The organism is Neotamlana laminarinivorans (genome assembly GCF_020523925.1).
Classification (GTDB): Bacteria; Bacteroidota; Bacteroidia; order Flavobacteriales; family Flavobacteriaceae; genus Neotamlana; species Neotamlana laminarinivorans.
The window spans coordinates 503,048-519,116 of sequence record NZ_JAJAPW010000002.1; the positions used below are offsets into that span (position 1 = coordinate 503,048).

General features: G+C 33.8%; 15 protein-coding genes. 1 reads left to right on the plus strand and 14 read right to left on the minus strand.

Annotated elements, in window-relative coordinates:
- Positions 1 to 127 precede the first annotated feature (127 nt).
- A complete protein-coding gene (locus LG649_RS06010) occupies positions 128 to 1,801 on the minus strand; it encodes an ABC transporter ATP-binding protein (protein ID WP_226542223.1) in 1,674 nt (557 codons plus the stop codon).
- Between the two features lie 219 nt (positions 1,802 to 2,020).
- Between LG649_RS06010 and LG649_RS06015 the strand changes: the two genes are divergently transcribed.
- Positions 2,021 to 5,923, plus strand: coding sequence for a S8 family serine peptidase (locus LG649_RS06015; protein WP_226542224.1), 3,903 nt, complete (start codon positions 2,021 to 2,023; stop codon positions 5,921 to 5,923).
- A gap of 47 nt (positions 5,924 to 5,970) precedes the next feature.
- Here LG649_RS06015 and LG649_RS06020 read toward each other — a convergent pair whose 3' ends face one another.
- The 13 genes from LG649_RS06020 to LG649_RS06080 all read right to left on the minus strand — a co-directional run bounded on the left by LG649_RS06020 (position 5,971) and on the right by LG649_RS06080 (position 16,004).
- Positions 5,971 to 6,684 (minus strand): 3'-5' exonuclease, encoded by a 714-nt coding sequence (locus tag LG649_RS06020; RefSeq protein WP_226542232.1) that lies wholly within the window; start codon positions 6,682 to 6,684, stop codon positions 5,971 to 5,973.
- Between the two features lie 25 nt (positions 6,685 to 6,709).
- On the minus strand, positions 6,710 to 7,855 hold the full coding sequence (locus LG649_RS06025; RefSeq protein WP_226542234.1) for a serine hydrolase domain-containing protein: 1,146 nt from the start codon (positions 7,853 to 7,855) through the stop codon (positions 6,710 to 6,712).
- Between the two features lie 47 nt (positions 7,856 to 7,902).
- Positions 7,903 to 8,457 (minus strand): DUF4442 domain-containing protein, encoded by a 555-nt coding sequence (locus LG649_RS06030; protein ID WP_317197649.1) that lies wholly within the window; start codon positions 8,455 to 8,457, stop codon positions 7,903 to 7,905.
- A complete protein-coding gene (locus tag LG649_RS06035; RefSeq protein ID WP_226542237.1) occupies positions 8,423 to 8,896 on the minus strand; it encodes a methylated-DNA--[protein]-cysteine S-methyltransferase in 474 nt (157 codons plus the stop codon). Before LG649_RS06035 ends, LG649_RS06030 begins: the two co-directional genes overlap by 35 nt.
- Positions 8,896 to 10,014, minus strand: a complete 1,119-nt coding sequence (locus LG649_RS06040) for a CNNM domain-containing protein (protein WP_226542239.1) — start codon at positions 10,012 to 10,014, stop codon at positions 8,896 to 8,898. Before LG649_RS06040 ends, LG649_RS06035 begins: the two co-directional genes overlap by 1 nt.
- A 65-nt stretch (positions 10,015 to 10,079) precedes the next feature.
- Complete coding sequence (hemB, locus tag LG649_RS06045) at positions 10,080 to 11,069, minus strand: porphobilinogen synthase (RefSeq protein WP_226542241.1); 990 nt, start codon at positions 11,067 to 11,069, stop codon at positions 10,080 to 10,082.
- A 93-nt stretch (positions 11,070 to 11,162) separates the two neighbouring features.
- On the minus strand, positions 11,163 to 11,549 hold the full coding sequence (locus LG649_RS06050) for a YchJ family protein (RefSeq protein ID WP_226542242.1): 387 nt from the start codon (positions 11,547 to 11,549) through the stop codon (positions 11,163 to 11,165).
- A 9-nt stretch (positions 11,550 to 11,558) separates the two neighbouring features.
- Positions 11,559 to 12,461 (minus strand): oxygen-dependent coproporphyrinogen oxidase, encoded by a 903-nt coding sequence (hemF, locus tag LG649_RS06055; protein ID WP_226542244.1) that lies wholly within the window; start codon positions 12,459 to 12,461, stop codon positions 11,559 to 11,561.
- On the minus strand, positions 12,451 to 13,137 hold the full coding sequence (locus LG649_RS06060) for a hypothetical protein (protein ID WP_226542246.1): 687 nt from the start codon (positions 13,135 to 13,137) through the stop codon (positions 12,451 to 12,453). Before LG649_RS06060 ends, hemF begins: the two co-directional genes overlap by 11 nt.
- 7 nt (positions 13,138 to 13,144) lie before the next feature.
- On the minus strand, positions 13,145 to 13,681 hold the full coding sequence (locus LG649_RS06065) for a GNAT family N-acetyltransferase (protein ID WP_226542248.1): 537 nt from the start codon (positions 13,679 to 13,681) through the stop codon (positions 13,145 to 13,147).
- A complete protein-coding gene (locus LG649_RS06070; RefSeq protein WP_226542249.1) occupies positions 13,671 to 14,429 on the minus strand; it encodes an EI24 domain-containing protein in 759 nt (252 codons plus the stop codon). The genes LG649_RS06065 and LG649_RS06070 overlap by 11 nt, the downstream gene beginning before the upstream one ends.
- 149 nt (positions 14,430 to 14,578) lie before the next feature.
- A complete protein-coding gene (gene hemE / locus LG649_RS06075) occupies positions 14,579 to 15,604 on the minus strand; it encodes a uroporphyrinogen decarboxylase (RefSeq protein ID WP_226542252.1) in 1,026 nt (341 codons plus the stop codon).
- 43 nt (positions 15,605 to 15,647) lie between these two features.
- Positions 15,648 to 16,004 (minus strand): four helix bundle protein, encoded by a 357-nt coding sequence (locus tag LG649_RS06080; protein WP_226542253.1) that lies wholly within the window; start codon positions 16,002 to 16,004, stop codon positions 15,648 to 15,650.
- Positions 16,005 to 16,069: the final 65 nt, after the last annotated feature.

Consider the following 16,069-nt stretch of genomic DNA (forward strand, 5'->3'; position numbering starts at 1 on the left):
ACCTATGAATGTTGCATCAAATCTACCTGAACAACCTACTTTAATTGAAAGCAAATTCAAGGAAACTGTTAGAAAAAACATTCAGTTTTTAAAAAGTTTGCTTTATCTAACCAAGAAGATATTCATGCTATAATCCTTTGGGTATAGCATGAATAAGCTTTTTAGTATATTCTTTTTTTGGATTGCTATAAATAGCATCAGCATCATCTAATTCTTCAATTTTACCTTTATTCATTACCAATAACTGGTCACTCATATATTTTACTACGGCTAAATCGTGGGATATAAAAATATAGGTAAAGCCAAAAGCTTCTTTTAATTCATTTAACAAGTTTAACACTTGGGCTTGAACCGAAATATCTAATGCCGATACAGATTCGTCGCAAACTATAAGTTTTGGTTGTAACGCAATAGTTCTGGCAATGCCTATGCGTTGGCGTTGGCCTCCAGAAAACTCATGCGGATATCTATTAAAATAATCTTCACTTAGGCCTACACGGTTTAAAATATCGATAGTTTTTTCTTTTCGTTCATCTTCAGAATTATATAATTTATGAACTCTCATAGGTTCCATAATAGCTTCTCCTACTGGAATTCTTGGGTTTAACGACGAATAAGGGTCTTGAAATATAATTTGAATTTCTTTTCTTAATCTCTTTATTTCATAAGTCTTAAGTTTTGTAATATCTTCCCCTTTGTATAAAATTTTTCCAGCAGTGGCTTTATCTAACTGTAAAATAGCATTACCTAAGGTGCTTTTTCCGCAGCCGGACTCTCCAACTAAGCCAAGTGTTTCGCCTTCATATAATTTAAAACTAACGTTGTTGACTGCTTTAAAAGTTTCTGGTTTACTAAACCAGCCACCTTTATTAAAATATTCTTTTTCAATATTAACAATTTCTAAAATAGGAGGTTTGCTATATATTTTTTTGTGATTTTTTTTGCGTTGTTCTTTTGTTATTATTTCTGTTTTAGGTGTATTGTTTAAAAAATCTTGAATTGTTGGTAACACTTTTAAACGGGAATCGAGTGATGGTCTAGAATTTATTAAAGCCTTCGTGTATAGGTGTTTAGGTTCTCTAAAAATAGTTTGCGCCCGACCTTGTTCTACAATTTCACCTTTATACATTACTAATATTCTATTAGCTATTTCTGAGATAAGTGATAAATCGTGTGTAATGAAAATAACACTCATTTTAGTATCAGACTGAATGGATTTTAATAGTTTTATTATGTCTTGTTGTACTGTAACATCTAGAGCAGTTGTGGGCTCGTCTGCAATTAAAATGTCGGGTTTACAGGCTATTGCCATTGCAATCATTACACGTTGCTTTTGGCCGCCTGAAATTTCGTGTGGATAGGCATTATAAACACGTTCGGGATTGGGAAGTTTAACTTTTTCGAATAGTGATATAATTTCTTGTTTAGCCTTAGATTTTTCTATTATTAAATGTTGTGAAATTATTTCTTGTACTTGTTCTCCACAAGTTAATGATGGATTCAAAGAACTCATGGGTTCTTGAAAAATCATGGCTATTTTGTTACCTCTTATTTTTTGAAATTCTTTTGATTGTAATTGGGTTAAATCTTGGTTATTGAAAATTATTGATCCAGAGTTAATTTTTGATATTTTCTTTGGTAATAATCCTAATATCGCCAAAGATGAAACTGATTTACCTGAACCCGATTCGCCAACAATACCTAATATTTCGTTTTCATAAAGATTGTATGAAATATTTTTAATTATTGTTCTACTAACTATAGAAATAGATAAATTTTTTACTTCTAATATTTTTAGCATAAATTCAGATATTAAATTTGATATTTTTAATTTAAGTTACGGTAAAGCCGTAAAAAATAGAGTTATTTTTATTTTTTATGTTAAAAAAATGAATTTTTTATTAAAGAAACCTCTTTAGTGTGTATTTTTTTCATTTTTATTTTGTAGGTTTAACCATCTTTTTTTGTAGTAAAAATAAAACAAAACAAGTGTTGGTATTAATCAAAATCATATTAAGAGATGAAAAAAACAATTACTTTAACAATGCTGTGCTTTTTTTACACAGGAATATTTTTTGCTCAAACTAAACTCCAAGTTAATAAAATTAAGGAGAAATACGATATTAATAAATTAAATCAATTAAAAGAAAACTTTAAAGAAAAAGCGATTACAGATAAAACTAATGCAGTTGAATTTGCTAGAAGAAATAATTTACAAATAAAAACAACGACTAAAGATGGTAGATTATTAGAATTACAAAGAATAGTTGATGGCAAACCTATTTATTATTCTACGTTTAACGTTACTGCAGCAGTTTCAACTAGAACCAATCATTTACAAACTGGCGGTTCTTTAGGTTTAAACCTTATGGGGCAGAATATGATAGCTTATGTTTGGGATGGAGGTGTTGCAAATATAGCTCATCAAGAATATGATGGAAGTGGTGGTAATAATAGGTTTTCAATTGGAGATGGAACTTCGTCTCTTAATTTTCATGCAGAACATGTTACAGGTACAATCATAGCATCAGGATATGTTGCTAATGCTGAAGGTATGGCGCCACAGGCAAGTGCTATAGGTAGTGATTGGAATGATGATAAAGCAGAGGCAACTTCTGCAACTTCAAATGGTATGTTGCTTTCAAACCATTCTTACGGGTATGCATTTAGAAATCAGTTTGGTCAAGTACAATTACCACAATATTTTTTTGGTGGATATATAGATGAATCTCGAGATTGGGATGAAATTATGTTTAATGCGCCTAATTATTTGATGGTTGTAGCAGCAGGAAACGATGGAGAGGATGATACTGCTGTTAATAATCCAACAGGTGGTTCTGGATGGGATAAACTTACAGGGCATTCAACATCAAAAAACAACCTAGTGGTGGCTAATGCTCAAGATGCGAATATAGATAGTAATGGCAATTTAATTTCAGTCACCATTAATAGTTCCAGTAGTGAAGGACCAACAGATGATATGCGTATAAAACCAGACATTACAGGAAATGGAACAGGCTTGTATTCTACATTTAATTTTGCAAGTTACGATTCTACATACGGTACAAATTATGCAGATGGGAATATAACGGATGATTATGCAAGCATAACAGGAACATCGATGGCATCACCTAATGTTACAGGATCTTTATTGCTACTACAGCAGCATTATAATAATTTAAATGGGTCTTTTATGAAAGCAGCAACACTTAAAGGTTTAGCGCTTCATACAGCAGATGATGCAGGTGCTTCAGGGCCTGATGCTGTTTATGGTTGGGGTTTATTAAATGCTAAAACAGCAGCAGAAGTTATTTCGGCTAAAGATACAGGAAGTAAAATTCAAGAGTTAACATTAACTTCAGGTCAAACATACTCCATTACAGTAGACTCAGATGGTGTTAGCCCTTTGTTAGCTTCAATTTCTTGGACAGATAGAGCAGGTACAGCCGTTACTTCGGTTAATTCTACAACACCAGTTTTAGTTAATGATTTAGATATTAGAGTAACTCAAGGAAGTAATACATATTTACCTTATATGTTAACAGGCCCTACATCTAATAATCAACAAGATAACACAGTAGATCCTTACGAACGAGTTGATGTAGTAGGTGCTACAGGAACTTATACAATTACAGTTACCCATAAAGGATCTTTAACGGGCGGTAGTCAAAACTATTCATTAATAATTTCTGGATTGTCAAGTACCCCAGTAGTTTGTAATGCAACTGTTCCAACAGCTATTAATACTACAAACGTTATAGACACTGAAGCATTTATTTCTTGGGATCCAGTTCCTGGAGCAACTTACGATGTGCGTTATAGAATTGTTGGAACAACTTCATGGACAACTATTGCTGTAAATGGTGCGTCAACTACATTAACAGGATTGACAGCATTAACAGATTATGAAGTTCAGGTAAGAAGTAATTGTACATCAGGAAGTTCGGCATATAGTTCTTCGGTTAGTTTTTCTACAACAGAAATGCAGTTAAATTATTGTACGTCTAATGGAAGTAGTGTTTCAGATGAATATATAGGGCGGGTTGAAATAGGAAATATTGATAATTCTTCAGGAGCATCGTCTAGTGGTTATGCAGATTTTACCACTATTTCAACAGGTTTAACAAAAGGAAGTACTACTACAATAACAGTTACCCCAACTTGGACAGGTACAGTTTATAGTGAGGGTTATGCGGTGTTTATAGATTATAATAAAGATGGTGATTTTGAAGATAGTGGAGAAACTGTTTGGACGCAATCTGCTACGCAAGCAGCTTCTGTTAGTGGCTCTTTTACGGTTCCTGCAAGTGCAATAACAGGATCAACAACAATGCGCGTGGTAATGCAGTATAATACCATTCCTTCTTCTTGTGGTTCTTATGATTATGGAGAAACAGAAGATTATACAGTTAATTTAATTACAGGTACTGCAGATATTACAGCTCCAGTTATAGCATTAATAGGAGACGGTACAATTAATTTAGAAGTTGGAGCCACATATAATGAATTAGGAGCCACAGCGACAGATGAAACAGATGGAGATATTTCTAGCAGTATAGTAATTACAGGAACAGTAAATACAAGCGTTGCAGGAACGTATACAAGATATTACAATGTAAGTGATGCTGCTGGTAATGCAGCTACAGAAGTAACAAGGTCTGTTATAATTACACAACCATCAACAGGAGGTTGTACTGGAGGAATTTCTTCATTCCCTTATAGTGAAAGTTTTGAATCTGGTGACGGATGGACACAAGCTACTGGAGATGATGGAGATTGGGTTAATGATTCTAATGGGACACCTTCATCGAATACAGGGCCAAGTTCTGGAGCAGATGGTAGTTATTATATGTTTTTAGAGGCATCAACAAATGGTAGTTCAGGTCAAATAGGTACAAATGCTATTGCTATTTTAGAGAGTCCTTGTTTTGATTTATCAGGTGAATCTAGTGCTGCATTTACGTTTCAAAATCATATGTATGGATCAAGTGTTGGTTCTTTAGAACTAGAAGCTTCTACTGATGGAACAAATTGGACATCTCTTTGGTTTCTTTCAGGTAATCAAGGAGATCAATGGAATATAGTATCAATAGATTTAAACCTATATTTAGGACAAACTGTTAGTTTGAGATTTGTTGGTACAACTGGATCTAGTTGGTCAAGTGATATTGCTATTGACGATTTAGAGATAACAACAGTAGGTACAACACCTGTGGTTTTCCCTGATCCAACCAAGAAATACTATATAGATTCCGCATATTTTGATTATAGAATTGCAGCAACAGGAGAAAGTGAAGACCCATATACTACTTCAACTTCAACTACTGGGGCAGATGTTGAGTGGGTATTTATTGACAAAGGAAATGGTTATTGGCATATTCAAAGGGCAGCAGGGGGAAGCTTACCAAGATTGCGTACAGATAATTCTGAGTTTGCAGATATGCAAGGAACAGCTTGGAGTGGCACCTATACTTATTATGAGTTAACAGAAGGCTATATTGAGGGTAGTTATTTTGTAACGTTGCCAGATGGACCAACAAATTACAAAAGGCTTCAAGTTAATAGTAATGGTATTGTAAGAATGGTATCTGAAGCTAGTGCACTTACTTGGGAGTCAATTACGTTTACTGAAGCAGGAAGTATATCTAGCACAGTAATTACATCTAATTTAGATGATGCTTTTGAAAATACAAAAGCAACTTTAAGCATATACCCTAACCCTGTAACTGATTTATTATTTATTAATACTGGAAGTGAAATAGATGTTAAAGTTACTTATCGTATTGTTAATATGGTAGGTCAAATAGTAAAACAAGGAAAAAACTCTAAGGAAGTTGATGTTAGCAGACTTGATAGCGGAGTTTATTTTATTGAAATAAAAAATGGAGAAAATATTATTTCGAAAAAATTTATTAAACAATAATTTTTTGAGTTAGTTTAACAAAAAAGCCCGATGTTTTCGGGCTTTTTTTAAATAAAGATTATTTCGTTTTCATGAAGTAGTTCATCATTTCTAAGTCTTAATAATATTTGAGCAACTGCAATAGTATCTTTTTCACAATAGGTGATAATGCGGTCTATGTCTTGCTCTTGGTAATATACGCGGCAAACTTCGCTACCATCAATGTCGTCTTTTGGAGACGGAATTCCTAATACATTAGTAAGTAGTTTTAAAGAAGTGTAGGTTTTGTAGTCACCAAACTTCCAGAGTTCTAAAGTGTCCAGGTGTGGAACTTCCCAAGGTTTTTTACCAAATAAATTAAGTTTATATGGTAATTCAATGTTGTTTATTATCATCCGGCGTGCAATGTATGGAAAGTCGAATTCTTTACCATTATGAGCGCAGAGTAGGTGATGGTTTTGACTAAAATGTGAGATAATTAAGTTTTTAAAATCACGAAGTATTTTAGACTCATCGCCGTAAAAAGAAGTGACCCTAAATTTGCGTAAATCGCCTTGAAAATTAAAGTAACCTACAGATATACATACTATTTTACCAAATTCGGCCCAAATGCCTGCACGTTCGTAAAACTCTTCAGGCGTGTAATCGTCTTTACGTTGGTATTTCGATTTATGTTCCCATAGTGCTTGTTTGGTTTCATCTAAATCAGAAAAATGTTCTGTTTCTGGAACGGTTTCAATATCTAAAAATAATATATGTTCAAGATTTAGCTTCTGTATCATGCCTGTTTTCCGCGAAAGCGATATTTTATTTATTCATCATCTTGTAGGCTTCTTCTATATAAACGGTTATATCGTTTGTGAATTTACCAACGCCTTGGTCGGGCGATTTTTTGTGGCCTAAACGAACAATAATTAGGTTATCGTTGGGTTCTACTAAAACGTATTGACCTAAGTGGCCACGCATCATAAAAAAGTGTTTGTTGCCAACATCTTTAAGCCACCAGCCATAGCCGTATTCTGGACTTTCTTTAAAGCGAGGGGTAATGCTTTTTTTTACGAATGCAGAGTCTAAAAGTTGTTTGCTGTTCCATTTACCGTTGTCTTTGTATAGTTTGCCAAAGCGTGCAAAATCTCTAGCACTGCTTGAAATACAACAAAATGTTTTGGCTAATCGGTTTTCGTTATCGTCTAGTTGCCATAGAGCATCGTTGGCAGCTCCCATAGGTTGCCAAAAGCTTTCTGATAAGTAATTGGCTAAGGTTTTTCCTGTAGCCTTTTGTATTACCATGCCTAATAGAGCTGTGCTTCCGCTTAAATATTCGAATTCTACTCCTGGTGTTTTTACTACTTTTTGGTTTAGTATGGTTTCGGCTAAATCGTCGTCGTAATTGGCTCGTGCTGTTACTGAAAACGGACTTGTGTAATGCTCAACCCAATCTAAGCCTGATGCCATTGATGATAAATCGCCAACCGTTGTTTTCGCATAGTTATATTGAGGGTAAAAATCGCTTAATGGTTGGTCTAGATTTTTTATATAACCATCCATAATGGCTTTTCCTAATAGCGCTGAGGTTATACTTTTTGCCATTGAGAAGGAGTTGGTTTTAGAGTCTTTATTGTACCCATCGTAATATTTTTCAAACCAAATACTATCGTTTTTTATAATTACATAGGCAATGGTTCCCCAATCTTGGTTTACTTTGCTTAGTTTTTCTGTTGGTTTTACGCTGTTGTAATTTTTATGAATTGGCCATTCATCAACCTTTGTTCCTTTTTTTATGGTATCGTTTTCAAAGTATGGATAATCGTCTATAAAAGCTGTTTTATGACCAGTAAAATAAACAACTTTTGCGCCTTTAATAATATAATCATAATCAAAAACATATAATAAAATTATTATGAGAGCAAGTATTGCAACAAGCCATTTAAGAAGCTTTTTTATAAATTTCATAGAGTGTAGGGTTTAGTTGAATTAAATATAAGTATTTTAAATGAAGTTTATTTATTTCTGCGAAGCTTTAGCTTTTCTTTGTAAAAAGATTTATTTGCAACATAAATGGTTTTGCTTAATTCTGATATTACAACCCCGTTTTTATCTGTAATGTTTGTGTTTTTTATAAGATTAAATTCTCCGTGTTCTGCAACTACAGATTTTATGTTTTTAATTTCATCATTTTTAAATATAAACTCGCAATAAACAGTGCTTCTTGCTGGTTTTTTATATTTTATAGTTGCTGCTTTATCCCAAACGACATAATCTTTTCCTAAAATATTTATAAGCTGAATCATGTAAAGTGGGTCTGTGGCAGAAAACAAACTGCCTCCAAAAATAGTTCCCACAAAATTTTTATTTTTATAGCTTAACGGAATTTTTATTTTAACGTACAACAAATCGTTTGATACTTCTGTTACTTTAGCTGTTGTGCGCCTGTACATTGGCGACCAATTAAAGCCATATTTATATATTTGCGCATTGCTAAAAAACGTTCGTGCTATTTTTGTTATGGTTTGGTACATATTAAAATAAAGTTTGTTGCTTATATGGGCTTTCATGTTCTAAAAGCCATTGTTTGCGATGTAAACCTCCTGCGTAGCCTGTTAAGCTTCCATCGCTGCCTATTATACGGTGGCAAGGAATAACAATCCATAAAGGGTTTTTGCCATTGGCATTAGCAACGGCACGAATTGCTTTTACATCGCCTAGTTGTTTGGAAAGTTCTAAATAGGATAATGTTTTTCCGTAGGGAATTTGCTCTAAAAGTTTCCAGACTTGCTTTTGAAAACTGGTGCCTTGGGGATTTAGTTTAAGATTGAATGTTTTACGAGACCCTTCAAAATATTCTTTCAATTGAAAAGTACAGTCTTCTAAAACTTCAGGAATAATGTCGCTTGGTTTTTCTTCAGAATTTAAAACAGTAATTTTGCTTATACCATTAACATCACCTTCAATTCTTGTAAAACCTAAAGGAGATGTTATTATACAAGTTTCCATTAGTCATTAGGCGTTTCATTTTCTAGGATGCCTAATTTTTTAGCACGAGCTTCCCAGCTTTTTCTTGCTTGTAATTGTAAATCGGATACGTTATCGCTTTCATCCATAATTTCTAAACCTAAAAGGGTTTCAATAACATCTTCCATGGTAACTAGTCCGCTTACAGACCCATATTCATCAACCACTAATGCCATATGGTTTCTGCTCTCAACAAGTTCTTCAAAAAGTGTTGGTATAGGCAAACTTCTATTAACAATAATTATATTACGCTGTAATTCAGATAATTTTTTAGCTCCATTTCCAAGAGCCATTTCTTTAAAAATTTCATCTTTTAAAACAAGCCCTTTTATATTATCTGGGTTTTCTAAGTAAATAGGAATTCTAGAAAAACGCAAATTGAGGTTTCTATTAAAAAAATCTTCAACTGTTGTATTTTGATTTTCGGTTTGCATAACCGTTCTTGGAGTCATTATATCTTTTGCAAAAACTTCTTTAAACGTAAGTAGGTTTTTAATTATTTTACTTTCATTTTCTTTAAAAACCCCCTCTTTATGTGCCATATCTGTCATTACCATAAAGCTTTCACGGTTTAAAACACTACCATGTCCTTTGCCGCCAATAAGCTTAGTGGTTAGCTGCAATAACCATAAAATACCAGTCCATTTTAATGGAAAAATTAAAACATGAAGTGCTTTTGTGGTAAAATTGGCTAAACCTTTCCAATATGTTGCACCAATAGTTTTAGGTATAATTTCTGAAGCAACTAGAATTAAAATGGTCATTATAGATGACACGACACCAACCATTAAATCTTCGGTAAACGTAACGCCAAAAACTGCAGAAGTTTGACTTCCGTAAAGCTCTATGTAAGCTACTTTGGCTTGTACCCCCACTAATATGGCACCAACGGTATGTGCAATAGTGTTTAAGGTTAAAATAGCTATTAATGGGCGGTCTACATCTGTTTTTAGTTGCTCTAAATCGTTAGCGAACGATTTGCCTTCTTGCTTTTTTACGTTAATAAAAGTAGGTGTAACACTTAATAAAACAGCTTCGAGTATGGAACATAAAAATGAAAAAAATATTGATATGAAAGCATAAAAGAGTAGTAGAGCCATGTTTTTTTTATTTAATAAGGACTAAGTTACAAAATGAATTTTAAGAAATTGTGTTTTTATGGATTTTAGCCTAAAAGCTTAACAACATCCTTAGCAAAATAACTTGTTATAATATCGGCTCCAGCACGTTTAAACGCCATTGTAGTTTCTAACATAATTTGGTCGTGGTTTAACCAGCCTTTTTCGGCCGCAGCTTTAATCATGGCATATTCGCCAGAAACTTGGTATACAGCAACAGGAACATCTACTTCGTTTTTAATATCTCGAAGAATATCTAAATATGAAATACCAGGTTTTACCATTACAATATCGGCTCCTTCTTCAATATCAATTAAAGTTTCACGAATCGCTTCTATTCTGTTGCCAAAATCCATTTGATACGTTTTTTTGTCTTTTGGTACATCAACTAAATCAACAGGAGCAGAATCTAGAGCATCACGAAACGGACCGTAAAAAGATGACGCATATTTAGCGGTGTAAGCCATAATGCCTGTGTTTATAAAGCCTTCTTGCTCTAATAACTCGCGAATTTTTAAAGTTCGCCCATCGTTCATATCGCTTGGTGCCACAAAATCGGCTCCAGCTTGAGCGTGTGTTAAGGCCATTTTTGCTAAAACTTCTGCCGATTCGTCGTTAATTATCATACCGTTTTGTACAATGCCATCGTGACCAACTGAAGAGTAAGGGTCTAGAGCAATATCGGTCATTACCAACATATCTGGACAGGCATTTTTTACGGCTTTAACCGCGCGTTGCATTAAACCATTTGGGTTTAAGGCTTCGGTGCCTTTATTGTCTTTTAAATGGTCTGGAACTTTTGCAAAAAGTAATACGGCTTTTAGGCCTAAACTCCATAATTCTTTAACTTCTTTTTCTAATAAATCTAAACTATAACGAAAGTAATTGGGCATTGATGCAATTTCGTCTTTTACACCTTTACCTTCAACTACAAAAAGTGGTACTAAAAAATCGTTAGGCGTTATAACAGTTTCTCGAACTAAACTCCGAATAGCCTCGTTTGTTCTTAATCTTCTATTTCTTCGTAATGGGTACATAGTTTTATCTGTGAAGTTGTTTTTAAAGTTTTCTATTAAATACAAAGTTAACTATTAAAACTTAGTTTTATTTATCTAGATTATTTGGGTTCATTATTTACTCAAGCCTAAATAATACCATTTGTTACTTTCTTTTACAAAAGCCGATTTTTCGTGAATAACCGCTACTTTGCCATTTTCGTAAAAATAAGCTTTAAAAGTTACGGTGCCCTCGGTGTCGTTTTCTGTTCCTTTTGTTGTTTCTAGAACATCTAGTTTAATCCATTCTACAGATTTTGCCCATTTTACAATGGCTTTCTTCTCTTTAATTGGTCTGGTTGAGGCGTGATGACTCTGCATTAAATAATCGCCATTAGCAGTAACAAAAGCTGAATATCTAGAACGCATAAGCTGTTCGGCAGTTTCTGCTTTCTCTATGTTTTTGTGTGCTTGTTCGCAGCAGTTGGCGTAAGTTTTTGGTTGTCCGCAGTAGCAATTCATATTTAATAATTAAACCCAGTTTACAGGATTTTGTAATACTTTAATTAATTTTTCTTCTTCGCTGCCTGCTTCTGGTTGATGATTGTAAACCCATTGTACATGAGGAGGTAAACTCATTAAAATACTTTCTATTCGTCCGTTTGTTTTTAGCCCAAAAAGGGTGCCTTTATCGTGCACTAAATTAAATTCTACATAACGACCACGACGAATTTCTTGCCAATTTCTATTGGCTTCGGTATATGGTAAATCTTTACGTTTTTCAACAATAGGCACGTAAGCCTCTAAGAAACTATTGCCTACTTCGGTCACAAAATTATACCAATCTTGCATATTCATAGTTTCGGTTGCTTTACAATAATCGAAAAACAAGCCGCCAATACCGCGGCCTTCGTTACGGTGTGTGTTATAAAAATATTCGTCGCAACGGGCTTTGTATTTAGGGTAAAACTCAGGATTGTGCTTGTCGCAAGCCGTTTTACAAGTTTGGTGAAAGTGTTTCGCGTCTTCTTCAAATAAATAATAGGGCGTTAAATCTTGTCCGCCACCAAACCATTGGTCTACAATGTTTCCGTCTTTATCATACATTTCAAAGTAACGCCAATTTGCGTGTACTGTTGGTACCATTGGGTTTTTGGGGTGCAGAACTAAACTTAATCCGCAGGCAAAAAAATCGGCATCTTCTACACCAAAGTATTTTTGCATAGAGTCAGGAAGTTTACCATGTACCCCAGAAATGTTTACACCGCCTTTTTCAAAAACGTTTCCGTTTTCTATAACTCGGGTGCGACCGCCGCCACCTTCTGGTCGTTTCCAAATATCTTCTTGAAATTTAGCTTTACTATCTAAAGCTTCTAAGGTTGAGGTAATTTTATCTTGTAATTCGTGTATGTATTTAAAAAATTTATCTTTCATTTCTAATGCGGTCTTTATTTTCAAATAATTTTTTATAATTTTTATTAGGTTTGGTTGAATTGCTTTTTTCAGGTAAGGGATTCCAACTTAAAAAATAAGCTTCCACAATAGATAATCCTATATAGTAGAGAACCCCAAAACACATTGTAATGTGTGGTTTTTCTATAAATTCTCCGGTAGCTGTTATGCTTTCATAAAAATTAGTTTCTTTTAAAAAAGTAGGAGTTAAGCCTAAAAATGGAATTAGCGATTGAAATATTAAAACAACAAATATTAAAACAAAGTAAACCCCCATTGATGAAAATGAATTAAGAATTACTCTTGCTTTTAAATCTGAGGATGTGTCTGAAAACGCGAAACGCATACGGTTAAAAACAACTATGCAATATAAAACTAAAATGCTATTATCGTTGGTCATCGTATTGAAAGCAAATGCAAAAACAGCATAAAATGGAACCATAATAAATAACGATATTCTCTTAGGCATTACCGCCATAAAAATTCCAGAATGTACCATAACAAACTCAAAAACCATTAAGCTTATAAATGAGGTGATTTTTTCGTTATCTTGAAATGATGGTGCATACCAAAGCATGAAAAATTTATATGCCATTACAACGTTTAGCATCAAGGCACCGTATTGGAAGGGCTTGTCGTATTTTTCAATAATATTCATTAATTCATTATGGCTTATAAAATTCGTAAAGCTCCATGTCTAATGGGTTTTCACCGGGAGGCGTGTGTTCTTTTTCAAGTGTTTTTATCCAAGTAAATTTACAATTTTCTGCAACTTTAATGCTTGCAATATTGGTGTGGTGTACAATAATTTGAAGGGTTTCTAACTTAAGTTCTTGAAAAGCATATTGAGACAAGAATTTTATGGATTTTGAAATGATGCCTTTGCCTTCAAAATTATAATCAATAGCATAAGCAAATTCAGCTTGTTTTGTATTCCAGTTTAGGGCTTTTAAATAGATGAGACCTATTATTTTTTTAGAATTATCGGGTTTTAATATGAATAGGAATTTTTTTTTTGCATTGTACTCTTTTGCTTTTTTTGTTACAAAAAGTTGCGCTAAATCTGGTGTTAAATTTTGCTCTAATGTTAATGGAAAATAGCGTTTTAACCTATCTTCGTTGGCTGCTACAAAATCGCAAATGCTCCAAGCATCTTTTTCTGAAATGGTATGTATTTCAAATAGCTTAGAATTATACAGCATGTTGCGGTTTGTTTTTCGATTTTAAAGCATTTATAGTTGTAACCGATGCTGCAGTTACAGAAAGCGGTAATACTAGTATAAAACCAATTATAGGAATTAGTAAAATGAGTAGGAATACAATACCGTTGCCGATGGCTATCCCGCGATTTTTTTTAACAAACTGAATGCTTTCTTGGTATTTAAAATGGCGCTCTAAAGTATAATCCATATTACCAAAACCGGCATAGTAGGCTTGCATTAAAAACAGTAAAACGGATGAAAATATGTTTATTATTGGAATGAATTTTAGCAATAATAAGGGTATGGTAAAAACGAGTTCTCTAGATAAATTACGAAGATTAATTTTAATACCGCGCCACAGTTGTTCTTTAAAACTAGTGTTGCGATGATAATGAACTGTTTTACCTGTTATATGCGCTTCAATTTTTTCGGAAACGGGACTCATAAATGGTGCAGAAAGCGCCATAATGATGTGTTTAAACAGAATTAAACCAATTACTAAAATAATTAATCCGCCAATAAACGCGCTTATGGTTATAAAGGTTTCATGACCCCAATCCCAGATCCAGAGTTTTGCTATAAAATGCCCGATGTTATCTGAAAGTGTATAAGCAGTACCAAAAATAAGAATAAAGGTTATGAAGCTTATTAACATAGGGATAGCAAAGTATTTCCAGAGTTTTAGTTTTGTTATTAAACTAAAAGCACCAAAGTATGCTTTAATTCCTGAAATGATGTTTTTTAGCATGCGTTCTTCGTTTTGCGTTAGCGATTGAACGGTCTGTTTGAGCTCCTCGCAGAGAGCGAGTAGTGAAAGCGCGACCTACTTTTTTATTTCTATTAGTTGAAATTTATGACTAATTGTTACTAAAAAAAGTAGGTAACGCCCAATTTATTTTAGGCTTTATAGTTTTTTACGGCATCTATAAAAGCTTTAGCATTTTCTAGAGGAATATCTGGTAAAATACCGTGCCCTAGATTTACAATGTATTTGTCTTTACCAAATTGGTTAATCATTTCTGTAACCATTTCTTTTATTTTTTCTGGTGATGAATACAATCGTGTTGGATCGAAATTACCTTGAAGCGTAATATTACCTCCAGTTAAATAGCGTGCGTTTTTTGGAGAGCATGTCCAGTCTACACCAAGTGCAGAAGCTCCAGATTTTGCCATAACATCTAGGGCAAACCAACAGCCTTTACCAAAGGCAATTACTGGTGTTTCATTTTTTAAAGCATCGATTATTTGCTGTATGTATTGCCAAGAGAACTCTTGATAATCGGTTGGTGACAGCATACCGCCCCAAGAATCGAATACTTGTACGGCGTTACAACCAGCTTTTACTTTTTGTTTTAAATAGGCAATGGTTGTGTCGGTAATTTTTTGCAGCATTTGGTGTGCCGCAACAGGGTTTGTAAAGCAGAATTTTTTGGCTTTATCGTAAGTTTTGCTGCCTTGACCTTGTACGCAATAGCAAAGTATTGTCCAAGGTGAACCTGCGAAACCTATTAATGGTATTTCGTTGTTTAGCTTTTCTTTGGTGGCTTTTATTGCTTTGTAAACGTAGTCTAACTCTACTGTAACATCTGGTACAACCACGTTGTCTACATCTTTTTGAGTACGAATTGGGTTTGGTAAATACGGGCCAAAATTGGGTTTCATTTGCACCTCAATATTCATGGCTTGCGGAATTACCAAAATATCGCTAAATAAAATAGCGGCATCCATACCGTAACGACGAATTGGTTGAACCGTAATTTCGCTGGCAAGTTCAGGTGTTTGGCAACGTGTAAAGAAATCGTATTTTTCTTTAATTTCCATGAATTCTGGCAGATAGCGACCTGCTTGACGCATCATCCATACGGGTGGACGTTCTACGGTTTCTCCTTTTAATGCTCGTAAAAATAAATCGTTTTTTATCATGTTAGCTTTTGGCTTTTGGCTCTTAGCGGTTGGCTAAAAAGCATTAACTATTTTTTATTTTGCTTATTAAGCTATTTATCATTCTTGCTTCTTTTTGAATTAAAGTAAAACTATTTTCAAGTTCATTTTCTTTCAGGAATTTTAATTCTTTAGTAATAATTAATTGTGTTTCTACTTCAAATAAAGAACCGATAGCAATTTCTAAAAATCGTTTAAATTCAATCTCACTATTTCTACTACAACCTTCAGCTATATTCGATGGAACAGAAACTGCGGCTCTTGTAAGTTGACTTTTTAAAGCAAACTTTTCTTCGGAAGGTAATTTGTTAGATAATTGATAGACTTGTTTTACAAGTTCGATTCCGTTCTTCCATATGTCTAGTTTTTTAAAATCTCTCATTTTATTAACTATTTACCTTTAGCTGTTGGCTATAGTGCGTAGTTGTGCCAAAAGCCAAAAACTAA